Source organism: Mycobacterium sp. NPDC003449 (assembly GCF_053588415.1).
In genome coordinates this window covers 21,267-43,285 of sequence record NZ_JBSFPX010000040.1, presented here as the reverse complement: position 1 = coordinate 43,285, position 22,019 = coordinate 21,267, and the positions used below count along the sequence as shown (strand labels likewise).

The following is a 22,019-nucleotide window of genomic DNA, read 5'->3' as shown; positions in this document are numbered from 1 at the left end:
CGACCGAGAAACGCAAACTGATGCTCGACCTCTACAAGCGGGTCATCGACGGGGTGGCCGACCTCGGCTTCCCGATCAGCATCCACTTCGAAGCGGCTTACGGGGTATCGCGGCCCGCGTTCGACACCTTCGCCGAGATGCTCGACTACTGGTCGCCGGACCAGGCCTGACGGATCAGCCGACCGTGAAGGTGAACTCGGCGACCCCGTCGACGCCGCCCGAGACCACATCGCCGGGTTGCATCGGCCCGACCCCGGCCGGCGTCCCGGTGTAGATCAGGTCGCCGGGTGCCAGGTCCACCGCGGTCGAGATCGCGGCGATGACCTCCGGCACCGACCAGATCAGCTCTTTCAGGTCGCCCTGCTGTTTGAGGTCATCGTTGACCCGCAGCCAGATCGCACCGGTATCTGGGTGGCCGACCTCGGCGACCGGACGGATCGGGGTGCACGGCGCCGACGCGTCGAAACCCTTGGCCCAGTCCCACGGCCGGCTCAGCTTCTTGGCCTGGTCCTGCAGATCACGCCGGGTCAGGTCGACGCCGACACCGTAGCCCCACACCAGGTTCGGCGCGTCGTCGGCCGCGATGTCGCGGCCACCGGACCCCAGCGCCACCACCAGTTCGATCTCGTGGTGGAACTGTGAGGTCAGCGACGGGTACGGAACCGTGCCCGCGGCGTCGATGACGGCGTCGGCCGGCTTCATGAAGAAGAACGGCGGCTCGCGGTCCGGATCCTTACCCATCTCGCGGGCGTGGGCCGCGTAGTTGCGACCGACGCAGAACACCCGCCGGATCGGGAAACGTTCGGGCCCGGTGCTCACCGGAAGGGATGCCTGCGGTGGCGGGGCGATCGCGTACTCGGTCATGGGACCCATCATTGCGAAGGCCGTCGCGGGCCGGCGAACGAGGTTGTCACCAGATCGCGCAGTGGCATGATTATGGCATGAGTCGCACACGCCTGAGCACCACGGTCGACGCGGAGTTGCTCGGTAACGCCCGCAGGGCCCGGTCGGGGATCACCGACGCCGCACTGATCGACGAAGCCCTGGAGGCGCTGCTCAGCCGTCACCGTTCCGCCGTGGTGGACGCCGGCTACCGGGCCTACGACAAGCACCCGCCGGACGAGCCCGACGAATGGGGCGATCTGACATCCTGGCGACGAGCGGCCGGCGCCTCGTGAGCGAGGTGCCTGCCCGCGGCGAACTCTGGTGGTGCGAGCTGCCGCAAGTCGGACGGCGCCCGGTGGTGGTCCTGTCCCGCGACGCCGCCATTCCGAGGCTGCGACGCGCGCTGGTCGCCCCCTGCACGACGACGATCCGCGAGCTGGCCAGCGAGGTTGTCCTGGAGCCGGGCACCGACCCGATCCCACGGCGTTCGGCCGTCAACCTCGACTCGATCGAGAGCGTGGCAACCGCGGTTCTGGTCGATCGGCTCGGCCGGTTGGCCGATGTCCGGATGCGGGAGGTATGCGCGGCGCTGGGCGTGGCGGTCGACTGCTCGCGAATGTGAATCCTGTGCGATGTGCGGGCCGATTTCTCGCCGACGATTCACACTCGCGAGCGCGCTACGTCAGAAGGCCTCGTTGCTGAGCTGCATGACGTCGCCGTCGACCGATTCGACGACCTCGCGAACCGCGGTCAGCAGCGGCAACATGTTGTGCGCGAAGAACTTCGCCGCCGCGATCTTGCCCTCGTAGAACGGTCGGTCACGGTCCTCGGCTTCGGCGAGTGCGGTCGTGGCCACCTGGGCGCCGACCAGCAGGCGCCAGCCGATCAGCAGATCGCCGACCGCCAGCAGGAAACGCACCGAACCGAGCCCCACCTTGTACAGCTGCTCGGGCTGCTCCTGGGCCGACATCAGATACCCGGTGAGGGTGGCCGCCATGGACTGCACATCCGCGAGCGCCGTGGCCAGCCGCTCGATCTCGGTCTTGAGTTCGGCGCCCCCGGCCTCGACGGTCTGGGTGATCTGGGCCGACACATGGGCCAGTGCGCCGCCCTGATCGCGGACGATCTTGCGGAAGAAGAAGTCCAGCGCCTGGATGGCGGTGGTGCCCTCGTACAGCGAGTCGATCTTGGCGTCGCGGATGTACTGCTCGATCGGATAGTCCTGCAGGTAGCCCGAACCGCCAAGGGTCTGCAGGGATTCGGTCAGGATCTCGTAGGCGCGTTCGGAGCCGACCCCCTTCACGATCGGCAGCAGCAGATCCTCGACCCGGTGCGCCAGCTCGGCATCGGCGCCTGAGACCTGTTGCGCCACCACGGGATCCTGATGGGCGGCGGTGTAGAGGTACACCGACCGTAACCCCTCGGCGTACGCCTTCTGGGTGAGCAGGCTGCGCCGGACATCGGGGTGCTCGATGATCGGGACGCGCGGTGCGGTCTTGTCGGTCATCTTGAGCATGTCCGAGCCCTGGATCCGCTCCTTGGCGTAGGCCAGCGCGTTCAGGTAGCCGGTCGACAGGGTGCCCGCCGACTTCACCCCGACGGTCATCCGGGCGTTCTCGATCACCCGGAACATCTGCGCGATGCCGTTGTGGACGTCGCCGACGAGGTAACCGACGGCCGGGGTGCCGTGCGCACCGAACGTCAATTCGCACGTGGGCGACGACTTGATGCCCATCTTGTGTTCGAGGCCCGTCATGAATACGCCGTTACGGTCGCCCAGTTCGAGCGTCTCGGGATCGAACAGGAACTTGGGCACATAGAACAGGCTCAGCCCCTTGGTGCCGGGTCCGGCGCCCTCGGGGCGGGCCAGCACCAGATGGAACACGTTCTCGGCGGTGTCGCCGACGTCGCCGCCCGAGATGAACCGCTTGACGCCGTCGATGTGCCAGGTGCCGTCGGGTTGGGCGACGGCCTTGGTGCGGCCGGCACCGACGTCGGAGCCCGCGTCGGGCTCGGTCAGCACCATGGTGCCCGACCAGCCCCGGTCCATGCTCATCCGGGCCCAGCGCTGCTGCTCCTGGGTGCCGACCTCGGCCAGGGTGTGGGCCATCGCCGGACCCAGACCGTAGAAGAACATCGCGGATGGGTTGGCGCACATGATCATTTCCTGGATGCCCCACACCAGAGATGCGGGCGCGGGTGTGCCACCGGCGTTCTCGGCGATGCCGATGCGCCACCACTCGGCGTCCTTGACCGCCTGCACGGTCTTGGCGATCGGGCCGGGCACCGTGATGTCGTGCGTGGCCGGATCGAAGGTCGGCGGGTTGCGGTCGCTGTCGGCGAAGGACTCCGCGACAACGCCTTCGGCGAACCGGGCGACCTCGTCGAGCATGGTCCGCACGGTGTCGCTGTCGAGCTCGCCGAACGAGCCGGAGTCGAGGATCGGCCCCAAGCCGAGAACCTGGAAAAGATTGAATTCGAGATCGCGCACATTGGCGATGTAATGACCCACGATCCGAAAGCGTTGCTCACGCCAGGCGGGATACGCAACCGTAGGTATCGCCGACCTACGCCTACGCAACCGGATGTTGCCAGCTCAATGCCGGGTATGACCTGCATCACACCTGGTCCCGGGGGCCTATCCTTGGTCGAGTGTCCGAACCGTCAGTCGCCGAGTTGCGCGCCCGCCTCGACGGTCTGACCATCCGGGACGCGGCCCGGCTCGGCCGGCGGCTGCGCAATCTCCGGGATCCCGGGAAACTCGCCGGGCAGTTCGCCGCGGCGGAAGCGCTGGTGCTGACCCGGCAAGCCGCCGTCCCGGACATCACCTATCCCGACCTGCCGGTCAGCGAGCGTCGCGCCGACCTCGCCGCGGCCATCGAAGCCAACCAGGTGGTGATCGTCGCGGGGGAGACCGGATCGGGTAAGACCACTCAGCTGCCCAAGATCTGTCTGGAGCTGGGCCGCGGCATCCGCGGCACCATCGGCCATACCCAGCCACGCCGGCTGGCGGCGCGCACGGTCGCGCAGCGGATCGCCGACGAGCTCGGTACCCCACTCGGCGATGCGGTCGGCTATACCGTCCGGTTCACCGATCAGGCCAGTGACGCAACGCTGGTCAAACTGATGACCGACGGCATTCTGCTCGCCGAGATCCAGCGGGACCGCAGGCTGCTGCGCTACGACACGCTGATCCTCGACGAGGCCCACGAGCGCAGCCTCAACATCGACTTCCTCCTCGGGTACCTGCGTGAGCTGCTGCCGCGCCGCCCCGATCTCAAGGTGATCGTCACCTCGGCGACGATCGAGCCGGAGCGGTTCGCCGCGCACTTCGATCACGCGCCGATCGTCGAGGTGTCGGGTCGAACGTATCCCGTCGAGATCCGCTACCGGCCACTGGAAGTCGCCGTGACATCGGACACCGATGACGATCCCGACGATCCCGACCACGAGATCGTGCGTAGCGTGATCCGCGATCCGACCGAGGCCATCATCGACGCGGTCGCCGAACTGGAATCCGAGCCACCCGGCGATGTGCTGGTGTTCCTGTCCGGGGAACGTGAGATCCGGGACACCGCCGAAGCCCTTCGGACCGTGCTGGACGACCGCACCGAGGTGCTGCCGCTCTACGCCCGGCTGTCCACGGCCGAACAGCAGAAGGTGTTCCAGCCGAGCCCGGCGCTGCGCCGGATCGTGCTGTCCACCAATGTCGCCGAAACCTCGCTGACCGTTCCGGGCATCCGCTATGTCGTCGACCCCGGCACCGCGCGCATCTCCCGCTACAGCAGGCGGACCAAGGTGCAGCGGCTGCCGATCGAGCCGATCTCGCAGGCCTCGGCCGCGCAGCGAGCCGGCCGGTCGGGACGCACCGCGCCCGGTGTCTGCATCCGGCTGTACTCCGAGGCCGATTTCGAATCCCGGCCCCGCTACACCGATCCGGAGATCCTGCGGACCAACCTGGCCGCGGTCATCCTGCAGATGGCCGCGCTGGGGTTGGGTGCGGTCGAGGATTTCCCGTTTCTCGATCCGCCCGACGCACGCAGCATCCGCGACGGCGTCCAACTGTTGCAGGAACTCGGTGCCTTCGACTCCGGTGGTGCTCTCACCGAGGTGGGGCGCCGCCTGGCCCGCCTGCCGCTCGACCCGCGGGTCGGCCGGATGATCCTGCAGGCCGGCACCGAAGGCTGCGTGCGTGAGGTGCTGGTGCTGGCCGCGGCACTGTCGATCCCGGACCCACGGGAACGGCCGGCCGACCGCGAGGAGGCGGCCCGACAGAAGCACGCCAGGTTCTCCGACGCCGACTGCTCATCTGATTTTGAGGCCTACCTCAACCTGTGGAACTATCTGCGTGAGCAGCGTAACCAGCGCTCCGGCAGTGCTTTCCGGAGGATGTGCCGAGACGAGTTCCTGCACTACCTGCGGATTCGGGAATGGCAGGACCTGACCGGGCAGCTGCGCAACATCGCCCGCGATATCGGAATCCGTGAGTCCGACGAACCGGCCGAGCCGGCCGCCATCCATGCCGCGCTCACTGCGGGGCTGCTCTCGCATATCGGGTTGCGCGAGGGCGAGGGCCGCGACTATGCCGGGGCCCGCAACTCGAAATTCGTGCTGGCGCCCGGCTCGGTGCTGACCAGGAAACCGCCCCGCTGGATCGTAGTGGCCGACCTGGTCGAGACCAGCAGGCTGTTCGGGCGGGTCGCGGCGCGCATCGAACCCGAGGCCGTCGAGCGGGTCGCGGACCATCTCGTACAGCGCAGCTACAGCGAGCCGCACTGGGAGGCGAAGCGGGCCGCGGTGATGGCCTTCGAACGGGTGACGCTCTACGGGCTGCCGCTGGTTGCGCGCCGTAAGGTCGGCTACGCCCAGATCGAGCCGGAGCTGTGCCGTGAGTTGTTCATCCGGCATGCGCTGGTGGAAGGTGACTGGCAGACCCGGCACCACTTCTTCCGCGACAACGCCCGGCTGCGTGCGGATCTGGAGGAGATGGAGGAGCGCGCGCGCCGGCGTGACCTGCTGGTCGGCGACGACGAGGTCTACGCGTTGTATGACGCCAGGATCCCGGCCGATATCGTTTCGGGACGCCACTTCGACGGTTGGTGGAAGAAACAGCGGCACCGGACGCCGGACCTGCTCACCTTCACCCGCGACGACCTGGTGCGCACCACCGACGACGCCGACGAGCATCCCGACACCTGGCAGACCGGCGACCTGCGGTTGCCACTGAGCTACCGCTTCGAACCGGGGGCGGCCGACGACGGTGTCACCGTGCACGTCCCGGTCGGCGTGCTGGCCCGGCTCGGCGGGGAGGGATTCGCCTGGCAGGTCCCGGCACTGCGTGAGGAGCTGGTCACCGCGCTGATCAAATCACTGCCGAAAGACCTGCGCCGCAACTTCGTTCCGGCACCCGACACCGCCCGCGCGATCCTTGCCGATCTCGATCCGGGCACAGATTCACTGCTGGATTCCGTGCAGCGCGAACTACGCAGGCGTAGCGGCATTCTGGTGCCGATCGAGGCGTTCGACCTGAGTAAGCTCCCGCCGCATCTGCGGGTCACGTTCGCCGTGGAATCCTCGGACGGCGAAGAGGTGGCCCGCGGTAAGGATATCGAGGCGCTGCGCGAGCAGCTGGCGGTTCCGGTGGCGCAGGCCGTGGCCGATGCGGTCGCGGGCGACCTGGAACGCAGCGGTCTCACAACCTGGCCCGAGGATCTGCCCGAGCTGCCCCGCATGGTGGAGAATGCCAGTGGCGGGCACACCGTGCGCGGCTACCCGGCATTTGTCGACACGGGAAAGTCGGTGGACCTCAAGGTTTTCGCCAGCCAAGCCGAACAGTCCGCCGCGATGCGCCGCGGCCTGCGCCGATTACTGCGGCTGAGCGTGCCGTCGCCGGTCAAGGCGATCGAACGGGGACTGGGCACCAGGGCCCGGCTGTCGCTCAACGCGAACCCGGACGGCACCCTGGCCGCACTGCTCGACGACTGCGCCGACGCCGCCGCCGACGTGCTGCTGCGTGCGCCGGTGTGGACCCGGGCGGAGTTCGTGGCCCTGACCGAGCGGGCCGCCAAGGAGCTGGGACCCACCACGCAGGCCGCGGTGACCCGGGTCGAGAAGGTGCTCGCCGCCGTACACGAGGCACGGGTGGCGGTGCCGGACACACCGTCGCAGGCCCAGTCGGATGCCGTCGCCGATATCCGGTCACAGCTGGATCGGTTGCTGCCCAGAGGATTTGTCACCAGCGCGGGAATCGCGAGGTTGGCCGACCTGACCCGCTACCTCACCGCGGTCCTGCGCAGGCTGGAGCGGCTGGCGCAGGCGCCTGCGGCCGACCGGGACCGGATGCAGCGGGTCCACGCCGTCGAGGACGCCTACGACGATCTGGTGCAGGCCCTGTCACCGGCCCGCGCGGCCGCCGCCGACGTCCGCGAGATCGCCTGGCAGATCGAGGAATTGCGGGTCAGTCTGTGGGCCCAGCAGCTCGGGACGCCGCGGCCGGTCAGCGAACAGCGAATCTACAAGGCCATCGACGCCGTCACCCGTTAGCTGACGGTGTGCTCGACGAGGCCGATGTCGTCGAGCACCAGGGTGAGGGTATCTCCTGGTCGGAGCCAGTTCCCGGTCTCCATGCCACTGCCGCCGGGGAGCGTCCCGGTGCCGAAAAGCTCACCCGGGAACAGTGGTTCGCTGCGTGAGGCATGTGCCAGCACCTCGCCGAGGCTGTGCTGCATCCCGGCGCTGCTCACGTTGCTCACCACCGAACCGTTGAGGACGACGGACCCGGTGAGCCGGTCGATCCGGGGCAGGACATCGTCGGCGGTCACCGCGGTCTCCGACATCGAACTGGTGAAGTGCTTCGACTTCTGCGGCCCGAAGCCGCTGAGCATCTCGGGACGCTGCACATCGCGGGCGCTGAAATCGTTGAGCAGGACGAACGCGCCGATCGCTGCGGTCGCCTCGGCCGGCGATGCGCCCAACAGCGGTGCGGCCAGGACGAAACCGATCTCCAGCTCGAAGTCCAGTGCCTGCGAATAGCTCGGCACGGCTATCGGTGTGCCCGAAGGCACGAACGTCTGAGCGTTCGACATGTAATAGATGGGCTGGCGGTAGAACAGCGGTTTGGGCTTGAACTGCGGTACCGGTCGACCCGTCACCCGCTCGAACAGGGAGGTCACCCGGAAAAGGCCGGGATGGAAGCGCCGGATCAGGCCCCGCGCGGCGTCGATATTGTGCTGTTCGTACAGCATGAAGTCACGGAACGACACCGGCTGGAATGGCAGCAGGTGCGGGCTGTGCCGGAGCTGACGGTCGGCCGCGGCAAGCTGCCAGTCCTCGTCGAACACCGGGCCGCCGAGCGGTGTGAGGTCGGGATGGGGCGTCCAATTTCCGTCCGGGTCAAGCGACTCGACCCGGAGGCCGGTGCCGCCGCGGACTCGGCGAAGCTTCATGGCACGCCGTGGCTCAGCGGGGGAGTGCCGCGGGTATGACGGGCGTTCGGGGATAGGCGGGCGCCGCGGGATAGCCGGGTGCGGCAGGGTAGCCGGGCGCGGCGGGGTAGGCGGGCGCGGCCGCGACACCGGGCACCTGCGCGACCTGGCCGGGCATAACGGTCTGGCCCGGAACCGGCGCCACCTGTCCTGGCACGGCGGGGGCCTGGCCCGGCACGGCCGGTGCCTGCGCGGGCTCCGGGGCACCGACGCCGAGCACCCGCAGCAGGTCGGGCTTCATATCCTGCAACTGCTGACCCCAGTAGTTCCAGTTGTGGGTGCCGTTGGGCGGGAAGCTGAACTTCGCGTTCCTGCCGCCTGCGGCCACGTACTTCTGCTGAAACTCCTTGTTGGAGTTGACGGTGATATTCTCCAGGAACTGCGCGCTGTACATCGTGCCGAAGTTTCCGTCGGAGGCGTCCAGATCGGATGGCGTGCCGTTGCCGCAGTACACCCAGATGGCGGTGTTGTTGGCCACCAGACGGTTGATGTTGACCGTCGGGTCGTTACGCCTCCACGCCGGATCGTTCGAAAGGCCCCACATATCGGCCGCGTTGTAGCCACCCGCGTCTTTCATCGCGAATCCGATCATGGTGGGCCACAATCCGTTCGATGGGTTGAGAAATCCCGACAGGGCACCGGCGAAGATGAACTGGGTGGGGTGCCAGGCCGCCAGCGTCAGCGCCGCGCCCCCCGACATCGAAAGCCCGACGGCGGCGTTGCCGACCGGGGAGACACCACGGTTGGTGGACAGCCAGCCGGGCAGTTCCTGGGTGAGGAACGTCTCCCACTTGTAGGTGGTGGTTCCGGCGGTGCCCGCGGCCGGGCGGTACCAGTCGCTGTAGAAGCTGGACTGCCCGCCGACCGGCATCACGACCGCGACACCGGAATCGTGGTACCACTCGAAAGCCGCGGTGTTGATGTCCCAGCCGTTGGCGTCGTCCTGGGCGCGCAGCCCGTCGAGCAGATAGAGCGCGTGTGCACCCCCGGAACTGGGCGTCGGGCCGCTGGCCGGCTGGAACTGGACCTTGATGTCACGCCCCATCGCCGGCGACGGCACCTGCAGGTATTCGACCGGTAGTCCTTCGGGTGAGTACGCCGCCGCGTTCGGCAGCGGTCCGGCCACCCATAGTGCGGAGAGGGTCATTGCGGCCACCGCGGCCGCTGCCACGCGGCGCCACATCCTGTTCGGGAACGTCCGCTTCACACCGGCACGCTAACAACGCCGACCTGCCGATCACCCGGGCCGCGCCCGGCGTAACCGCTCTGTTATCAAGGCGATTCAGTTCCGATGCCGGTGCCTGCGGTTCGGCGCCAATCGCGTGGCGACGCGCCATGGACCCGCCGGAAGCGTCTGCTGAAATACCCGGGGTCGGCCATTCCGACCCGTTGGGCGACCTCGGCGACGGGCAGGGCGGTAGTGGCGAGCAGCTCGCGGGCCAGGCTCATGCGTCGCTCGGTGATCCAGTCGCCGACCGTACGCCCGGTCCTCCGGCGCACCAGCGTGGTGAGATGGCCTGCGGTCATCCCGACCTCGTCGGCGACGTCACGCAACGACAGCGGCTCGGCCAGCCGCCGGTCGATCACGGTGAACACATCGGCCAGAAGTGGCTCACCGCTGCGGCGCAGGTCGCCGACCACATCGTCGGCCAGCCGGGCCAGGTCGATGAGCAGCAGGGTCAGGTGAGCCAGCACCGCCTGCCGGAATCCGTCCCTGCGCATCGCGATCTCGGCCTCGATCGTCGCAATCCCGTCGTCCCATCCGGATCGCCGGTCGGCGGGTACCGCGAGCTGGAGCAGACCCCCGGACCGGCCGTGGCTGAATGGGAACAGCAGCGGGTGCGCCTGCCACACCGGCCATGGCGAATGGCCGTCGCCGCCGAGCGCGGCCGGGTCGAAGAACACCCCGACGCCGCTGCCGTCGGGGTCGACCCGCATCGGGTCGACCACCCGGCCCGGCGCCACCACGCTCACCACCGCGGTGTCGGGTGTGTACCAGAGCACCGGGAACTCGTGAATATGCGGCCGGTGCTCGGGCAGATCGGCACGCCTGCCCCGGACCACCGTGACCGGAGGTACACCGCACTCAGTCCAGTACCGGTAGACCGGGACACCCGCGCGGTGGGTGACCAACCGGGACGCATCGACCACACTGCCAAAGATAGTCCCGATATTCCCGATGATCATCAAACACCGCAGCTGAAAATCGGTTCACGATGAACAGCATGGCCGAACATCATCCGCATCTGTTGAAGAACCGTCACGATTATCTGCCCGCGGCGGGCCACGATCTGCTGTTACCGGGCTACGACCTGCTGACCCGGCTGCTGGGGATGGGCCGGACCTACGATGCCCTGGTCGCACAGGCCGACCTGGCCGACGGTCAGCGCGTGGTCGAGATCGGTTGCGGCACCGGAAATCTCACCATGCGACTGAAGCGGTCTCGCCCCGGGGCGGATATCACGGGCACTGATCCCGATCCCCGTGCGCTGGCCCGGGCTCAGCGGAAGGTCAAGGGTATGACCGAGATCCGGTTCGAGCGGGCCTACGCCCAGGACCTGCCGTTCGCCGACGGGGTATTCGACCGGGCGCTGTCCTCGATGATGCTGCACCACCTGGACGAGCCCACCAAGGCCGCGGCGGCGGCAGAGCTGTTCCGGGTACTGAAACCGGGCGGGCAGGTACATATCGTCGATGTCGGCGGGGACATGTCCGCCGACCACCACCCGGCGGCCCGCTTCATGAAACACAACCCGCACAACGCGGGGAACCTGGGAGATGCGTTGCCGCGGTTGTTCTCCTCGGCCGGATTCGACTGCGCCGTGGCAGGCACCGTGCCGCACCGCCTGATCGGCAGGCTCACCTTCTACCGCGCGGTCCGCCGGGAAGGCTAGACCGGACCGGTGACTACCCGCCGACGGTCCCGCGGTCGACGCTGAGACCGGCCTTGACCTGGCGGGTGAGGTCGTCGCCGAGCACCTCGACGAGGCCGGCTTCGACGCCGTCCAGTGCGGCCGCGGCGACCGCGGCCGGGTCGGCCTTGGGGGCGTCGACGCCCGCGGTCATATCGGTGTCCATATAAGCGACGTGCAGCGCGGTCACGGCAACATTCTTGGGAGCCAATTCCTCGCGGACAGAATCGGTTTGGGACCACAGGGCGGCCTTGGCCGCCGAATAGGCGCCGATGCCCGCCGGGTGCACCCAGGACAGCACCGATGCGATGTTGAGCACGGCACCGGGCGCGTTGGCGATCAGGTGCGGAGCGAAGGCCCGGGTGACCGCCAAGGTGCCGAAGTAATGCGATTCCATCTGGGCGCGGATGTCGTCGAGCGGACCGTCGAGCAGGCCGTTGTAGCTGGCGGTGCCCGCGTTGTTCACCAGAAGGGTGGTGTCGCGGGCGATCTCGGCCGCGGCGTCGATGCTGACCGGATCGGTGATGTCGATCCGGACCGGGATGACGCCGTCGAGGTCGACGGACTCGGGTTTGCGCGCCGCGGCGTACACCTTGGCGCCGCGGGCTACGAGTTGTCGGGCCAGGTGGCGGCCAAGGCCGCGGTTGGCTCCGGTGACGAATGCGACCGATCCCTGAATCTGCACGGCTACTCCTTGGCTGGGTCTGCCCCCGAGGGCTGACTTGGTTATATGGAGTGAGAACCGCGGGGTGGGGCGGGTTGTTCCCGCCGGTGGTCAGCCGGCCATGAACTCGTCGTAGGCCGAGGCCAGTTCCGGCGCCAGCGCCGTCACGTCGCAGCTGCGTTGGGTGTCGCCGATCGGTGCCAGGATCCCGCGCAGGTCGTTGTACTCGCCCGGATTGGACGTGAAGTAGCCACGCAGGGTGGCCGCGGCCTCGGCACGGGGCTGGGTGAAGGCGGTGCTCACCGCCTGATTCGCGCCAGGGTGGGTGTCGAGGTAGGCGCGGGCCGCATCGGAGGTCGCGCTGACGGTGCGGCTGACCTCGCTCGCGCTGCAGTCCGGCGCCGCATTTGCCGCAGGCGCGCCGATCATCGTCGCGGCGACGCCGCCGAGCAGACCCGACGCGCAGATGCCGGCAATTCCGACGCGTGAAGTGATACCAGTGAATTTCATGATCAATTTCCTTTGGGTCGTGTTGCGATCCGGTCTCGACCGGTCGCCGACTTCCCCGCCCGAATCGACGGTAACCGCGTCCCCGGTGGGCAAAACTCGCGTGGCCCGGTGCGGTGCCGCCGGTGCGACGGCGTTACCGGTCGCGGCAGTGAATTGCGCCTCAAATTCCGACCTGTTCGCCGGGTGGTAAAGCGAATTCTCAGACTCCGGCCGACGTTCTTAATTGATCGTGATGTGCGCGGTTATCGAATCGTTATCGTCGGCCGGGCTCAGCTAACCATGTCAACTCAGCGTTTTGCCCGTAGCTCGGCCAGCGAATTCCGCAGACCGCCGTCGAGACGGATCTGGACGCCCGCCACGGCCAGCATCGCCGCGGCGGTGACCAGGTGCACCACCGCGTCGGTGACGTTGTTCGGGAAGGAGAAGACGTAGGCGACCTGATTCGAGAAGAACGCCCAGATCCCGGGTAGTGCCCCGGCCACCGCGGCCAACAGCAGATACAGCACCGACCAGGATTTGCGCCAGCACAGGATCAGCCCCGGCCCGAACAGGGCCAGCCCGGCGACCGCGTGCCAACCGTTGTAGTCCATGCCGAAAAGCTGGACCGTCGGGGCGCCGGGGCCGGTCGCGAAGCTGGGTTCGAGGATGAACCCGATAATCGCCTGGACCACGTGAAACGCCGCGATGATCAGCAGTCCCCATTGCGCGAAGCTCCATTGCTTCATGGCTCGGACGCTACGTCTACTACAGCGTGTAGTCAATGCCCGTATAGGGTCGGTGGGTGGACATCCGCCCGGCCACCGATGCCGATATCGCCGGGATCGCGCCGTTCTTTCGCGCCATCGTCGCCGACGGCGAAAGCTACACCTATCCCGAGGACCTGACCGACGCGCAGATCGCCGGGCTCTGGCTCGGACCCCCGCCCGGCCGAACCATTGTCGCGGTCGCGGACACTCACATCGTCGGCACCGCCAGGATGGGGCCGAACAAGCCCGGCCGCGGCGATCACGTCGGTACCGCGAGCTTCATGGTCGATCCCGCGTCCCCGGTCCGCGGTGCCGGACGTGCGATGGCCCGGTGGGTGATCGACTGGCATCGCGAGAACGGTTATACGGCAATCCAGTTCAATGCCGTCGTGGAGACCAATGCGCGGGCCGTCGCCCTGTGGCAGGACCTGGGTTTCCGGATCATCGGCACCGTGCCGAAGGCCTACCGGTCCCGCAGGCACGGCTTGGTCGGGTTGCACATCATGTATCTCGAACTCGGGTAGCCGTGCCTGGAATAGCGGGCCCGCCGTCGAGGTTGCCCATCGATGTGACCGCCACCACTTCTGCATTCGATCCGCGCGCACTGTTGGCCGAGGCCCGGTTGGGTGTGCTCGCCACCATCAAGGCCACCGGCATACCCCAGCTGTCCCCGGTGACGCCGTTCTACGACCGCGAGGCGGGCATCGTCTACGTGTCGATGACCGAGGGGCGCGCCAAGACCGTGAACCTGCGCCGCGACCCGCGGGCCGCGCTCGAGGTGACCAGCGCCGACGGCTGGGCCTGGGCCACCGCCGAGGGTCCGGTGACGCTGACCGGGCCGGGTACCGACCCGCAGGGGCCGGAGGTGCAGGCGCTCGTCGACTACTACCGCAGCGCGGCCGGTGAGCATCCGGACTGGGACGAGTACCGGGCGGTCATGGTGTCCGACCGCCGCGTGCTGATGGCGCTGACCGTCGAACGGGTCTACGGCGAGAAATTGCGCTGAGTCGGATCAGCGCTGCGGAATCTCGGCCGCGATCCGGTCGAGCACCGACGGGTAGCGGTTGGCCTCGCGGTGTGCGCCCGGTTTACCGCTGCTCACGACGGCGGCCGACAAGCTGCGCCGAGGATCGGCCCACACCGCGATGTCGACCAGCCCGGTGTGGCCGAACGCCGATACGGTGTCGCGGCCGAACGGCCCGAACCGCTTACCGCCCAGCATGTATCCGGTGCCCCAGCGCATCGGCTTGAGCCCGGTCGCCACATCGGGCCGCATCCTGCGGCACGGTTGGGTGGCCGCATAGAGGGTTTCGGGTTTCATGATCCGGACACCGTCGAGTTCCCCGCCGCGGCGCAGGATCTCGGCGAACCGGGACAGCTCGTCGGCATTCGACACGGTGCTCGACGATGGGACGACGCTGGTCAGGAACAGCGGGGTGTTGCTCAGCGGGATGATCCGGTCCAGGGTGCCACCCACCGCGGCGCGGAAGGCCGCGGCGATCGGCGGGGGCAGCGGCTTACCGGTGACATGGCTCGGTGCCACCAGCGCAACCTCGTCGGCGGTGACGCCGTAGTTCGTCCAGCGGAACCCGAGCGGATCGAGGATCTCCTCGGCCAGGATGTCGCGGATACCGCGTCCGGTCGCGGCCAGGACGATTTCGCGGATCAGCGGCCCCCAGGTCAGGCCGTGGTAGATGTGCACAAGGCCGGGCCGGTACACCGGTTTGAGTGCCGCCAGCTGCTGCCGGGTGTACTCACTGTCGTCGACCCGGGTGACGTCGGGCCGCGGCCCGGTGTGGATCGGGACACCGGCGCTGTGGGTCACCACGTGCCGGATGGTGGTGCGGTCCTTGCCGTGACTGGTGTAGGTCGGCAGGTAGTCACACACCCGGTCGTCGAGGGAGAAATGGCCGCGTTCCGCCAGCATGTGCACGACGGTCGTGCTGATCGCCTTGGCGGCTGAGTACACGCAGAACGGGGTTTCGGTTGTGACCGGGACCTTTTCGGCGTCGGGGGCATCGCCTGGCCCGTTGCCCCAGCCATGTCCGATCGCGCGGTTCAGCACGACCTTGCCGTCATGGCGCAGGCAGACCTGGATGGCGGGGTGCATTCCGGCCAGATACCAGTGCCGCACCTGCTGCCAGATCCGTTCGATGGCTTCCGGATCGACGCCCGAATGGTCCTCATCGCCGATATCGGTGACCGCGTCGAGGTCGGCCGGTACCGCGATTCTGCCGTCTGAGGTCATGCCTGCTTCCTGCGTAGCGTCGCGGCCAGGTGGTGCTGCAGCGGAAGGCCCACCGCACCCATCTGTACCGTGTAGGTCAGCTCGTCGTCGGATACCCGAATTGAACGGCTCAGCGCGGTAACGTTTTTCGCCGATCCGGTGAGGCCGATCGTGGTGGCGGTCAGGGTCATCTCGATCGTGGCGCCGTCGGTGCTCAGCGTCCCCTCCTGGATCTCGGTGATGCCCGTCGGGTGCGCGAGCACCCACTCGACCCGAGCGGGGGAGGGCACCCGCACGTAGCCGGTCTCGGCGTGCAGCGGCCTGCCGTCGTCGCGGGCCTTGGTGCGCTGGTGATAGGTCAGGAATGGTTTGCCGACATGGCCGAAGGTGACCTCCTCGGTGTAACCGAACGGGTCGATCGTCGGGTACTCGCCGGCGCCGAGGCCCGCCCAGCCGCCCAGCAGGGGTGCGAGCACCGCGATGCCGGGGTGCAGGCCGGGCTGGTCGATCACCCGGCCAGCCTACGGCGGTGCGCCTGCACCGCGACCGTGCGTGTTTGTCGGTGGGCGCGCCGGGTTGTGTCGGCAGTTTGCGCACGTTCGCGGTTTGGGTCGGTGAGCTGGGCCGACTTGTCGGTGGTCGAATGTATGTTCGGGGTCATGAGGTCGGGTCGAGCCGAGATCGCGGAAGCGTTCACCGCGTGGGAGGCCGCCCAGGCCCGGCTCGCCGACCTCGATTACGGCGGGTTGACCCCCGGGGAGTTGCTGGAGCTGCAGACTCGCCGCGAAGTCGTGGCCCGGCGTGATCCCGTCATCGATCACGCGTTGTTGGCGGCCCTGACGGCACAGACCGGTCCGAAGGCGGTCGGGGCCAAGAACTGGGCCGAGGTGCTACGGATCCGGTTGCGGATCTCGGCGCAGCAGGCCCGCCGCCGGCTGCGTGACGCCGAGAACCTCGGGCCGCGGACCGCGCTGAGCGGGCAGCCGTTGGCCCCGCGGCGTGCGGCGACCGCGGCCGCTCAAGCCGCGGGCAGAATCAACCAAGAGCACGTCGACCTGTTGGACACATTCGCCGAACACCTGCCCGACTGGGTGGACGCCACCACCGCCCAGCAGGCCGAACAGACCCTGCTCGCGGTCGCCGCACACCAGCCGCCCGAGGCGTTGCAGAAGGCCGCCGATCAGACGTTGTACCTGCTCAACCAGGACGGGCCCGAACCCGTCGACGAGGACTGTCAACGCAAACGCGCCATCCGCGTGGAGAAGCAGGCCGCCGACGGGATGACCCGCATGCTCGGGCTGATGACCCCGGAGTTGCGGGCCGCGCTGGAGCCGCTGCTGGCCAAGCTCACCGCGCCCGGCATGTGCAACCCCGCCGAGCAGAACCCCTGCATTTCCGGCACCCCGTCACAAGCCCAGATCGACGCCGACACCCGCACCTACCCCCAACGCGTTCACGACGCCATGCTGGTCATCTGCCGCATCGCGTTGATGTCGGGCCAACTGGGCCAGCACAACGGGCTGCCGGTCAGCATCGTGGTGACCACCACCCTGCAGGAACTGGAAGCCGGGGCCGGGGTGGCGGTCACTGCCGGCGGCGCCCGGCTGCCGATCCCGGACCTGATCCGGCTGGCCAGCCACGCCTGGCACTACCTGGCGGTGTTCGACAAACACACCAACGTCGCCTTGCATCTCGGCCGCACCAAACGGATCGCCACCCCGGGGCAGCGGCTGATGCTGTTCGCCCGCGACCGTGGCTGCACCCGACCCGGCTGCACCGCAAGCGGCTATGCCTGCCAGGCCCACCACGCCCAACAGGACTGGGACGCCGGCGGGCGAACCGACATCGACGACCTGGCCCTGGCCTGTGGTCCCGACAACCGCCTGGTCACCGCCGGCGGCTGGAGCACCGCCATGAACACCCACGGCCGCTGCGAATGGACACCGCCACGACTCCTCGACACCCGCCAAGCCCGGGTCAACAACTACCACCACCCACAGCTCTACCTCACCGAACTCGAAGACGACGACGAAACCGACTGTCAACCAGCCTGATTCCGGGCCCGCCGAGCGATCGCGACGGGGCCGACGACGGCGGAAGCTTGCCACCGTGGCCGCCGATCAGGCCGAACGGTAAGGTTCCGCAGGTGAGCACGTCCGCCAACCACGCCGCGCGGATGCGCGGTGGCCTGGTCGGCGGCTGCTCGGCCATGACGGCGGCGGTGGCCCACACCGCGGCCGGGGGTGCGCCGCCGTCCAGCAGCCCCGTGGTCGTGCTGTTGCTGGTGTGCGCGGCGCTGGGCGCGGCCGTCGCCGGATTCACGCCCGCCGCCCGTCCGGCCCGGGTGGCCCTGCTGATCGCGGGCCTTGGCGCAGGCCAGCTGCTCGGTCACCTCGCGCTCGGAATGGCAGGCGGTCACCACCACGCCGCCGCGGCGATGGACGCCCCGATGCTGGCGTTGCACATCGCCGCCGCGATCGGGCTCGGCCTGATGATCGGCGCGGTCGAATACCTCTACGTGGTCTGCGCGTCGGTGTTGTGCTGGCTGCGCATCTTCAACGCCCTGCGGATCCGCCCGGTCGGCCGTGCGATCTGGTGGCGTTCGAATGTTGTTGTGGCGCGGCCGGTTCTGCTGCGCACCGGTCTGGGAATGCGGGCACCGCCAGTGCTTCCCGGCATGGGCCACTAGCGCCCGTCCTGCACTTCGAGCCCGTCGGCACCCGGCGGGCAGTTACCCGTTGCGCGCCTGCGCGCCCGCATCCCTCACACGAAGGCATTTCCATGACCACAACCCCTGACGACCAACTACGCACCGAGTCCCCACCCGCCAAACCGCACGCCATCCGTCCGCTGCTGATCCGGTTGCACTTCTATGCGGGCATTTTCATCGGCCCGTTCATCCTGATCGCCGCCGTCACCGGGCTGCTCTACGCGCTCATCCCGCAGATCGACACCATGGTCTACCGCCACGAGCTCACCGTCGACCACGTCGGTGAGCACCGCATCCCGCTCGCCGACCAGATCGCCGCGGTGCGCGCCGCCCATCCGGAGGGCACCGTGGAGAGTGTCCGGCCACCCGCCGGGCCCGATGAGACCACCCAGGTGAGCCTGGCCGTCGATCCCGCCACGGGTGACGTGCCGCCCGACTACTCCCGCACGGTGTTCGTCGACCCCTACACCGGTGAGGTTCGCGGCGCCCTGACCACCTACGGCATGTGGATGCCGCTGCGGTCCTGGTTCGACGAACTGCACCGCAACCTGCACCTCGGCGCGGTGGGCCGCAACTACAGCGAACTCGCGGCCAGCTGGATGTGGGTGATCGCCCTGGCCGGCGTGGCGCTGTGGGTCCTGCAGCGCAGGGACGCCGCGAGGCTGCGCGCGCTGGCCGTACCCGACCGCTCGGCGAGCGGCCGGCGCCGCACGATGTCGTGGCACGCGGCCGTCGGGGTCTGGGCGATTCTGGTGCTGTTGGCCCTCTCGGTATCCGGCATCACCTGGTCGCGCTACGCGGGTGAGACGGTCAACAAGATCCAGACCCAGCTCGACACCGCGGCGCCGAGCGTCGAAACCGCACTGGCCGGCGCATCCACCGCGGCCACACCACATCACGGGCACGCGGGCGGGGAGACCAACCTGCACGGCGCAAACACCGTGCTGCAGACGGCGGAGAAGGCCGGACTGGCCGGACCGATGTGGATGTATCCCCCGGCCGAGCCCGGTGAGGCCTGGAAAGTATCTGAGCGCAAACGTGATTGGCCGACCCGCTACGATTCGATCGCGGTGGACCCGGACACCGGGCAGATCACCGATCGGGTGAACTTCGCGGACTGGCCGCTGCTGGCCAAGCTCACCGAGTGGACCATCGAGGCCCATATGGGTCTGCTGTTCGGGATCGCCAACCAGATTGTGTTGGCGCTCACCGCGATCGGTCTGATCACCGTCATCCTGCGCGGCTACCGGATGTGGTGGCAGCGTCGTCCGACCAGGGGATCCTCCTGGGCGCTCGGCCGCCCCCCGCTGCGCGGGGCGATCCGCCGACTCCCTCCGCGGGCGATCGCCGCCGTGGTGGCCGTGGCGGTCGTGATCGGGTGGTGTCTGCCGTTGTTCGGGCTGAGCCTGTTGGCCTTCCTGATCGTCGACGCCGTGGTGGCGTTGCGGAAGCGAGACGCGAATGTCTAGGTCGACGATCATTCTCGGGCTCGCGGCCCTGGCACTGGCCGGATGCGCGGCGTCGCACCAGGACGAGAAGATGGCGACGACCGTCTCGATCGCCGACCAGTGGGTGAGTGCCGCCGACACCGGGATGACGGCGGTGTTCGGTACGTTCCAGAACTCGGGTCACCACGACGCCCACATCGTGTCCGCCAATTCACCGGCCGCGGGCATGGTCGAATTGCACGAGGTGGTCGCGGATTCGGCCGGATCGAAGACGATGCGGCCGAAACCGGGCGGTTTCACCATCCCGGCAGACGGTAGTCACGAGCTGGCACCCGGTGGCGATCACCTGATGCTCATGGACCTGAGGACGGCGCTGGCGCCGGGCGCCGACGTCGAGGTCACCGTGGTGTTCGAGGACGGCTCGACACTTCCCGTCACCGCACAGGTCCGCGACGCCGCCGGCGGTGACGAGAACTACCAACCCTCGGCACCGCAGGGTCATCATGGCTGATCGTTCCCGGCTCGCGGTCAGCCGGCGGCGTCTCCTCACCGGAGGCGCCGCCGCGCTGGCCGCGGGCGCGGCAGTCACCCAGTGCGGTACCGCGCAGTCGGCGGCCCCGGCCTTCGGAGCCGACGTCGAACCGTTCCACGGCATCCATCAGCACGGCATCGCCACCGCGCCGCAATCGCATGCGGTGTTCGTCGCGTTCGACCTCAAACCGGTGGCCGGTCGTAGCGAACGCGATACCGTGGCCGCGATCCTGCGGCTGTGGACCGCCGACGCGGCCCGGCTGACCGGCGGCATCCCCGCCCTGGCCGATACCGAGCCGGAACTGGCGATGCGGCCGGCCCGGCTCACGATCACCGTGGGCCTGGGCGGCGCGCTGTTGGACCGGCTCGGGTCGGTCAGGCCGCCATCGGCCAGGGACCTGCCGGCGTTCGCGGCCGACCGGCTCGAGGACCGGTGGTCCGGTGGCGATCTGCTGGTACAGATCTGCGCCGATGATCCGGTGACCGTCGCACACGCCAACCGGGTGCTGGCCAAGAACGTCCGGTCGATGACCGTGCAGCGCTGGCGGCAGGCCGGGTTTCGCGGCGCGCGTGGCGCCGACGAGCGGGGCACGTCGATGCGCAACCTCATGGGCCAGGTGGACGGCACGGTCAACCTGGCACCCGATGAGTTCGACGACCTGGTGTGGACCGGCGATGAGGTGGATGCCGGTCTGACCGGGGGCACCCTGATGGTGATCCGGCGGATCGCGATGCGGCTGGACACCTGGGATGAGCTGGATCGGCCGAGCAAGGAGTTCACCGTGGGTCGCAGGCTGGACACCGGTGCCCCGCTGACCGGTGAACGGGAAACCGACGCACCGGATTTCGGGATGTCGCACAACGGTATTCCGGTCATCCCGGAGAACTCGCATATCGCGCTGGCGCACCACCGCACCGACCGGGAGCGGTTCCTACGCAGGCCGTACAACTACGACGATCCACCGGAACCGGGGCAGACCTCGAACAGCGGGCTGATCTTCGTGACCTGTCAACGCGACATCGACGCGCAGTTCCTGCCGGTGCAGCGCAGACTGGCCGAATTCGACGCCCTCAACCAGTGGACTACCGCCATCGGTTCCGCGGTGTTCGTGGTGTTGCCGGGTGTCACCGGGCCGGACGGTCATCTGGGGCAGGCGCTGTTGGGCGGCTGATCACGGGAGTGCGAAGCGGGCGGCGACCCGACGGTTGCTGATCTACCCTCGACAGCATGACCGATCTGGACAAGGCCGCGGCCCGACGTGAGATCGCCGACGCTCTGCTCGACGCCCTCAATCGGCGACATGAACTGCTCGACGTGATCGTGGAGGCCGATGATCGTAAGGCCGCCGTCGATGCGACGGCGGCCTTGCTCGGCACCTCGCATCCGGCGGCCGAGGCGGTCGTCGGCCTGTCCTTCGACCAGATCACCAAGGAGTCGCGGCGGCGCATCGCCGCCGAGCTCGACGACCTGAACAGCCAACTCAGTTTCACCGCCCAGGAGCGTCCGGCCAGTTCGGGCGAGACGCTGGAGCTGCGCCCGTTCTCCGCGGACACCGACCGCGACATCTTCGTTGCCCGTACTACCGATGTGGGTGCGTCCGGCGACGGATCGGGCGCGCCGGCCGCCGAGATCGACGATGAGATCAGCGCGGCGCTGGCCCGGGTGACGGCGGAGGAGGCGGCCTGGTTCGTGGCCATCGAGGGGGCCGACAAGGTCGGCATGGTTTTCGGCGAACTCGTCGGTGGCGAGGTGAACGTCCGGATCTGGGTGCATCCGGATTTCCGCAAGCGCGGCTACGGGACGGCCGCGCTGCGTAAATGCCGGTCGGAGATGGCCTCGTACTTCCCCGCGGTGCCGATGGTGGTCCGCGCCCCCGGCGCCACGCCACCCGGGTAGCAGCG

General features: G+C 68.6%; 22 protein-coding genes and 1 pseudogene. 13 read left to right on the top strand and 10 right to left on the bottom strand.

All coding sequences use genetic code 11. The annotated features are described in order from the left end of the window. On the top strand, window positions 1-170 hold a 170-nt coding region (locus tag ACWDTP_RS13400; protein ID WP_450020360.1), incomplete at its 5' end, for a mycobacterial-type methylenetetrahydrofolate reductase. 4 nt (window positions 171-174) lie between these two features. On the opposite strand, the gene ACWDTP_RS13395 is transcribed toward ACWDTP_RS13400, so the two are convergent. Beyond that, window positions 175-864, bottom strand: coding sequence for a fumarylacetoacetate hydrolase family protein (locus tag ACWDTP_RS13395; protein WP_450020352.1), 690 nt, complete (start codon window positions 862-864; stop codon window positions 175-177). A gap of 62 nt (window positions 865-926) precedes the next feature. On the opposite strand from ACWDTP_RS13395, the pseudogene ACWDTP_RS13390 reads away from it, so the two are divergent. Both ACWDTP_RS13390 and ACWDTP_RS13385 read left to right on the top strand, forming a co-directional pair. Beyond that, window positions 927-1,178 (top strand): annotated as a pseudogene (locus ACWDTP_RS13390) (type II toxin-antitoxin system antitoxin MazE5); the annotation flags it as partial. Continuing rightward, entirely contained in the window at window positions 1,175-1,507 is a 333-nt protein-coding gene (locus tag ACWDTP_RS13385; protein ID WP_450020350.1) for a type II toxin-antitoxin system PemK/MazF family toxin, read from the top strand. The pseudogene ACWDTP_RS13390 and the gene ACWDTP_RS13385, both read left to right, overlap by 4 nt. 60 nt (window positions 1,508-1,567) lie before the next feature. Here ACWDTP_RS13385 and ACWDTP_RS13380 read toward each other — a convergent pair whose 3' ends face one another. Next, on the bottom strand, window positions 1,568-3,397 hold the full coding sequence (locus ACWDTP_RS13380; RefSeq protein WP_450020349.1) for an acyl-CoA dehydrogenase: 1,830 nt from the start codon (window positions 3,395-3,397) through the stop codon (window positions 1,568-1,570). Window positions 3,398-3,537: 140 nt separating this feature from the next. Here ACWDTP_RS13380 and hrpA point away from each other — a divergent pair, with 140 nt between their 5' ends. Then, window positions 3,538-7,428 (top strand): ATP-dependent RNA helicase HrpA, encoded by a 3,891-nt coding sequence (gene hrpA, locus ACWDTP_RS13375; RefSeq protein ID WP_450020347.1) that lies wholly within the window; start codon window positions 3,538-3,540, stop codon window positions 7,426-7,428. On the opposite strand, the gene ACWDTP_RS13370 is transcribed toward hrpA, so the two are convergent. The 3 genes from ACWDTP_RS13370 to ACWDTP_RS13360 form a co-directional block, all read right to left on the bottom strand. Further along, window positions 7,425-8,330, bottom strand: coding sequence for a fumarylacetoacetate hydrolase family protein (locus tag ACWDTP_RS13370; protein WP_450020345.1), 906 nt, complete (start codon window positions 8,328-8,330; stop codon window positions 7,425-7,427). The genes hrpA and ACWDTP_RS13370 overlap by 4 nt on opposite strands. A 13-nt stretch (window positions 8,331-8,343) precedes the next feature. Then, entirely contained in the window at window positions 8,344-9,576 is a 1,233-nt protein-coding gene (locus tag ACWDTP_RS13365; protein ID WP_450020343.1) for an esterase family protein, read from the bottom strand. Window positions 9,577-9,641: 65 nt separating this feature from the next. After that, window positions 9,642-10,520: a helix-turn-helix transcriptional regulator gene (locus ACWDTP_RS13360; protein WP_450020341.1), complete on the bottom strand. Its 879-nt coding sequence runs from the start codon at window positions 10,518-10,520 to the stop codon at window positions 9,642-9,644. Window positions 10,521-10,594: 74 nt separating this feature from the next. Between ACWDTP_RS13360 and ACWDTP_RS13355 the strand changes: the two genes are divergently transcribed. Continuing rightward, window positions 10,595-11,263, top strand: coding sequence for a class I SAM-dependent methyltransferase (locus ACWDTP_RS13355; protein ID WP_450020339.1), 669 nt, complete (start codon window positions 10,595-10,597; stop codon window positions 11,261-11,263). A gap of 13 nt (window positions 11,264-11,276) precedes the next feature. On the opposite strand, the gene ACWDTP_RS13350 is transcribed toward ACWDTP_RS13355, so the two are convergent. From ACWDTP_RS13350 to ACWDTP_RS13340, 3 genes are all read right to left on the bottom strand, one after another. Next, on the bottom strand, window positions 11,277-11,966 hold the full coding sequence (locus ACWDTP_RS13350) for an SDR family oxidoreductase (protein WP_450020337.1): 690 nt from the start codon (window positions 11,964-11,966) through the stop codon (window positions 11,277-11,279). 90 nt (window positions 11,967-12,056) lie between these two features. Beyond that, complete coding sequence (locus ACWDTP_RS13345) at window positions 12,057-12,455, bottom strand: heme-binding protein (protein WP_450020335.1); 399 nt, start codon at window positions 12,453-12,455, stop codon at window positions 12,057-12,059. Window positions 12,456-12,742: 287 nt separating this feature from the next. Then, on the bottom strand, window positions 12,743-13,180 hold the full coding sequence (locus ACWDTP_RS13340; RefSeq protein WP_450020333.1) for a DUF4383 domain-containing protein: 438 nt from the start codon (window positions 13,178-13,180) through the stop codon (window positions 12,743-12,745). 56 nt (window positions 13,181-13,236) lie between these two features. On the opposite strand from ACWDTP_RS13340, the gene ACWDTP_RS13335 reads away from it, so the two are divergent. Next, window positions 13,237-13,725 (top strand): N-acetyltransferase family protein, encoded by a 489-nt coding sequence (locus ACWDTP_RS13335; protein ID WP_450020331.1) that lies wholly within the window; start codon window positions 13,237-13,239, stop codon window positions 13,723-13,725. A gap of 44 nt (window positions 13,726-13,769) precedes the next feature. Next, a complete protein-coding gene (locus ACWDTP_RS13330; protein ID WP_450020329.1) occupies window positions 13,770-14,207 on the top strand; it encodes a PPOX class F420-dependent oxidoreductase in 438 nt (145 codons plus the stop codon). Window positions 14,208-14,213: 6 nt separating this feature from the next. Here the strand turns inward: ACWDTP_RS13330 and lipE are convergent, their stop codons facing one another. Together lipE and ACWDTP_RS13320 are read right to left on the bottom strand one after the other, a co-directional pair. Beyond that, window positions 14,214-15,449 carry a lipase LipE gene (lipE, locus tag ACWDTP_RS13325; RefSeq protein WP_450020327.1) on the bottom strand — a complete coding sequence of 412 codons (1,236 nt, stop codon included), beginning with the start codon at window positions 15,447-15,449 and terminating at the stop codon, window positions 14,214-14,216. Further along, window positions 15,446-15,937: a peroxynitrite isomerase gene (locus ACWDTP_RS13320; protein WP_450020358.1), complete on the bottom strand. Its 492-nt coding sequence runs from the start codon at window positions 15,935-15,937 to the stop codon at window positions 15,446-15,448. The genes lipE and ACWDTP_RS13320 overlap by 4 nt, the downstream gene beginning before the upstream one ends. 150 nt (window positions 15,938-16,087) lie before the next feature. On the opposite strand from ACWDTP_RS13320, the gene ACWDTP_RS13315 reads away from it, so the two are divergent. The 6 genes from ACWDTP_RS13315 (at window position 16,088) to ACWDTP_RS13290 (ending at window position 22,014) form a co-directional block, all read left to right on the top strand. Further along, window positions 16,088-17,482, top strand: coding sequence for a DUF222 domain-containing protein (locus ACWDTP_RS13315; protein WP_450020325.1), 1,395 nt, complete (start codon window positions 16,088-16,090; stop codon window positions 17,480-17,482). A gap of 92 nt (window positions 17,483-17,574) precedes the next feature. Then, the gene (locus tag ACWDTP_RS13310; RefSeq protein ID WP_450020323.1) at window positions 17,575-18,117 is read left to right on the top strand and encodes a hypothetical protein; all 543 of its coding nucleotides are present in this window, start codon (window positions 17,575-17,577) and stop codon (window positions 18,115-18,117) included. A gap of 92 nt (window positions 18,118-18,209) precedes the next feature. Then, window positions 18,210-19,607 carry a PepSY-associated TM helix domain-containing protein gene (locus ACWDTP_RS13305; RefSeq protein ID WP_450020321.1) on the top strand — a complete coding sequence of 466 codons (1,398 nt, stop codon included), beginning with the start codon at window positions 18,210-18,212 and terminating at the stop codon, window positions 19,605-19,607. Then, window positions 19,600-20,097: a copper chaperone PCu(A)C gene (locus tag ACWDTP_RS13300; RefSeq protein ID WP_450020319.1), complete on the top strand. Its 498-nt coding sequence runs from the start codon at window positions 19,600-19,602 to the stop codon at window positions 20,095-20,097. The genes ACWDTP_RS13305 and ACWDTP_RS13300 overlap by 8 nt, the downstream gene beginning before the upstream one ends. Then, on the top strand, window positions 20,090-21,289 hold the full coding sequence (locus tag ACWDTP_RS13295) for a Dyp-type peroxidase (protein ID WP_450020317.1): 1,200 nt from the start codon (window positions 20,090-20,092) through the stop codon (window positions 21,287-21,289). The genes ACWDTP_RS13300 and ACWDTP_RS13295 overlap by 8 nt, the downstream gene beginning before the upstream one ends. A 56-nt stretch (window positions 21,290-21,345) precedes the next feature. Then, window positions 21,346-22,014 carry a GNAT family N-acetyltransferase gene (locus ACWDTP_RS13290; RefSeq protein ID WP_450020315.1) on the top strand — a complete coding sequence of 223 codons (669 nt, stop codon included), beginning with the start codon at window positions 21,346-21,348 and terminating at the stop codon, window positions 22,012-22,014. Window positions 22,015-22,019 lie beyond the last annotated feature (5 nt).

Coding starts and splice junctions, on each gene's coding strand:
- ACWDTP_RS13395 (WP_450020352.1), bottom strand. CDS start 864: ATGACCGAGTACGCGATCGCCCCGCCACCGCAGGCATCCCTTCCGGTG.
- ACWDTP_RS13315 (WP_450020325.1), top strand. CDS start 16,088: ATGAGGTCGGGTCGAGCCGAGATCGCGGAAGCGTTCACCGCGTGGGAG.
- ACWDTP_RS13340 (WP_450020333.1), bottom strand. CDS start 13,180: ATGAAGCAATGGAGCTTCGCGCAATGGGGACTGCTGATCATCGCGGCG.
- ACWDTP_RS13290 (WP_450020315.1), top strand. CDS start 21,346: ATGACCGATCTGGACAAGGCCGCGGCCCGACGTGAGATCGCCGACGCT.
- ACWDTP_RS13345 (WP_450020335.1), bottom strand. CDS start 12,455: ATGAAATTCACTGGTATCACTTCACGCGTCGGAATTGCCGGCATCTGC.
- ACWDTP_RS13295 (WP_450020317.1), top strand. CDS start 20,090: ATGGCTGATCGTTCCCGGCTCGCGGTCAGCCGGCGGCGTCTCCTCACC.
- ACWDTP_RS13300 (WP_450020319.1), top strand. CDS start 19,600: ATGTCTAGGTCGACGATCATTCTCGGGCTCGCGGCCCTGGCACTGGCC.
- ACWDTP_RS13355 (WP_450020339.1), top strand. CDS start 10,595: ATGGCCGAACATCATCCGCATCTGTTGAAGAACCGTCACGATTATCTG.
- ACWDTP_RS13305 (WP_450020321.1), top strand. CDS start 18,210: ATGACCACAACCCCTGACGACCAACTACGCACCGAGTCCCCACCCGCC.
- lipE (WP_450020327.1), bottom strand. CDS start 15,449: ATGACCTCAGACGGCAGAATCGCGGTACCGGCCGACCTCGACGCGGTC.
- ACWDTP_RS13370 (WP_450020345.1), bottom strand. CDS start 8,330: ATGAAGCTTCGCCGAGTCCGCGGCGGCACCGGCCTCCGGGTCGAGTCG.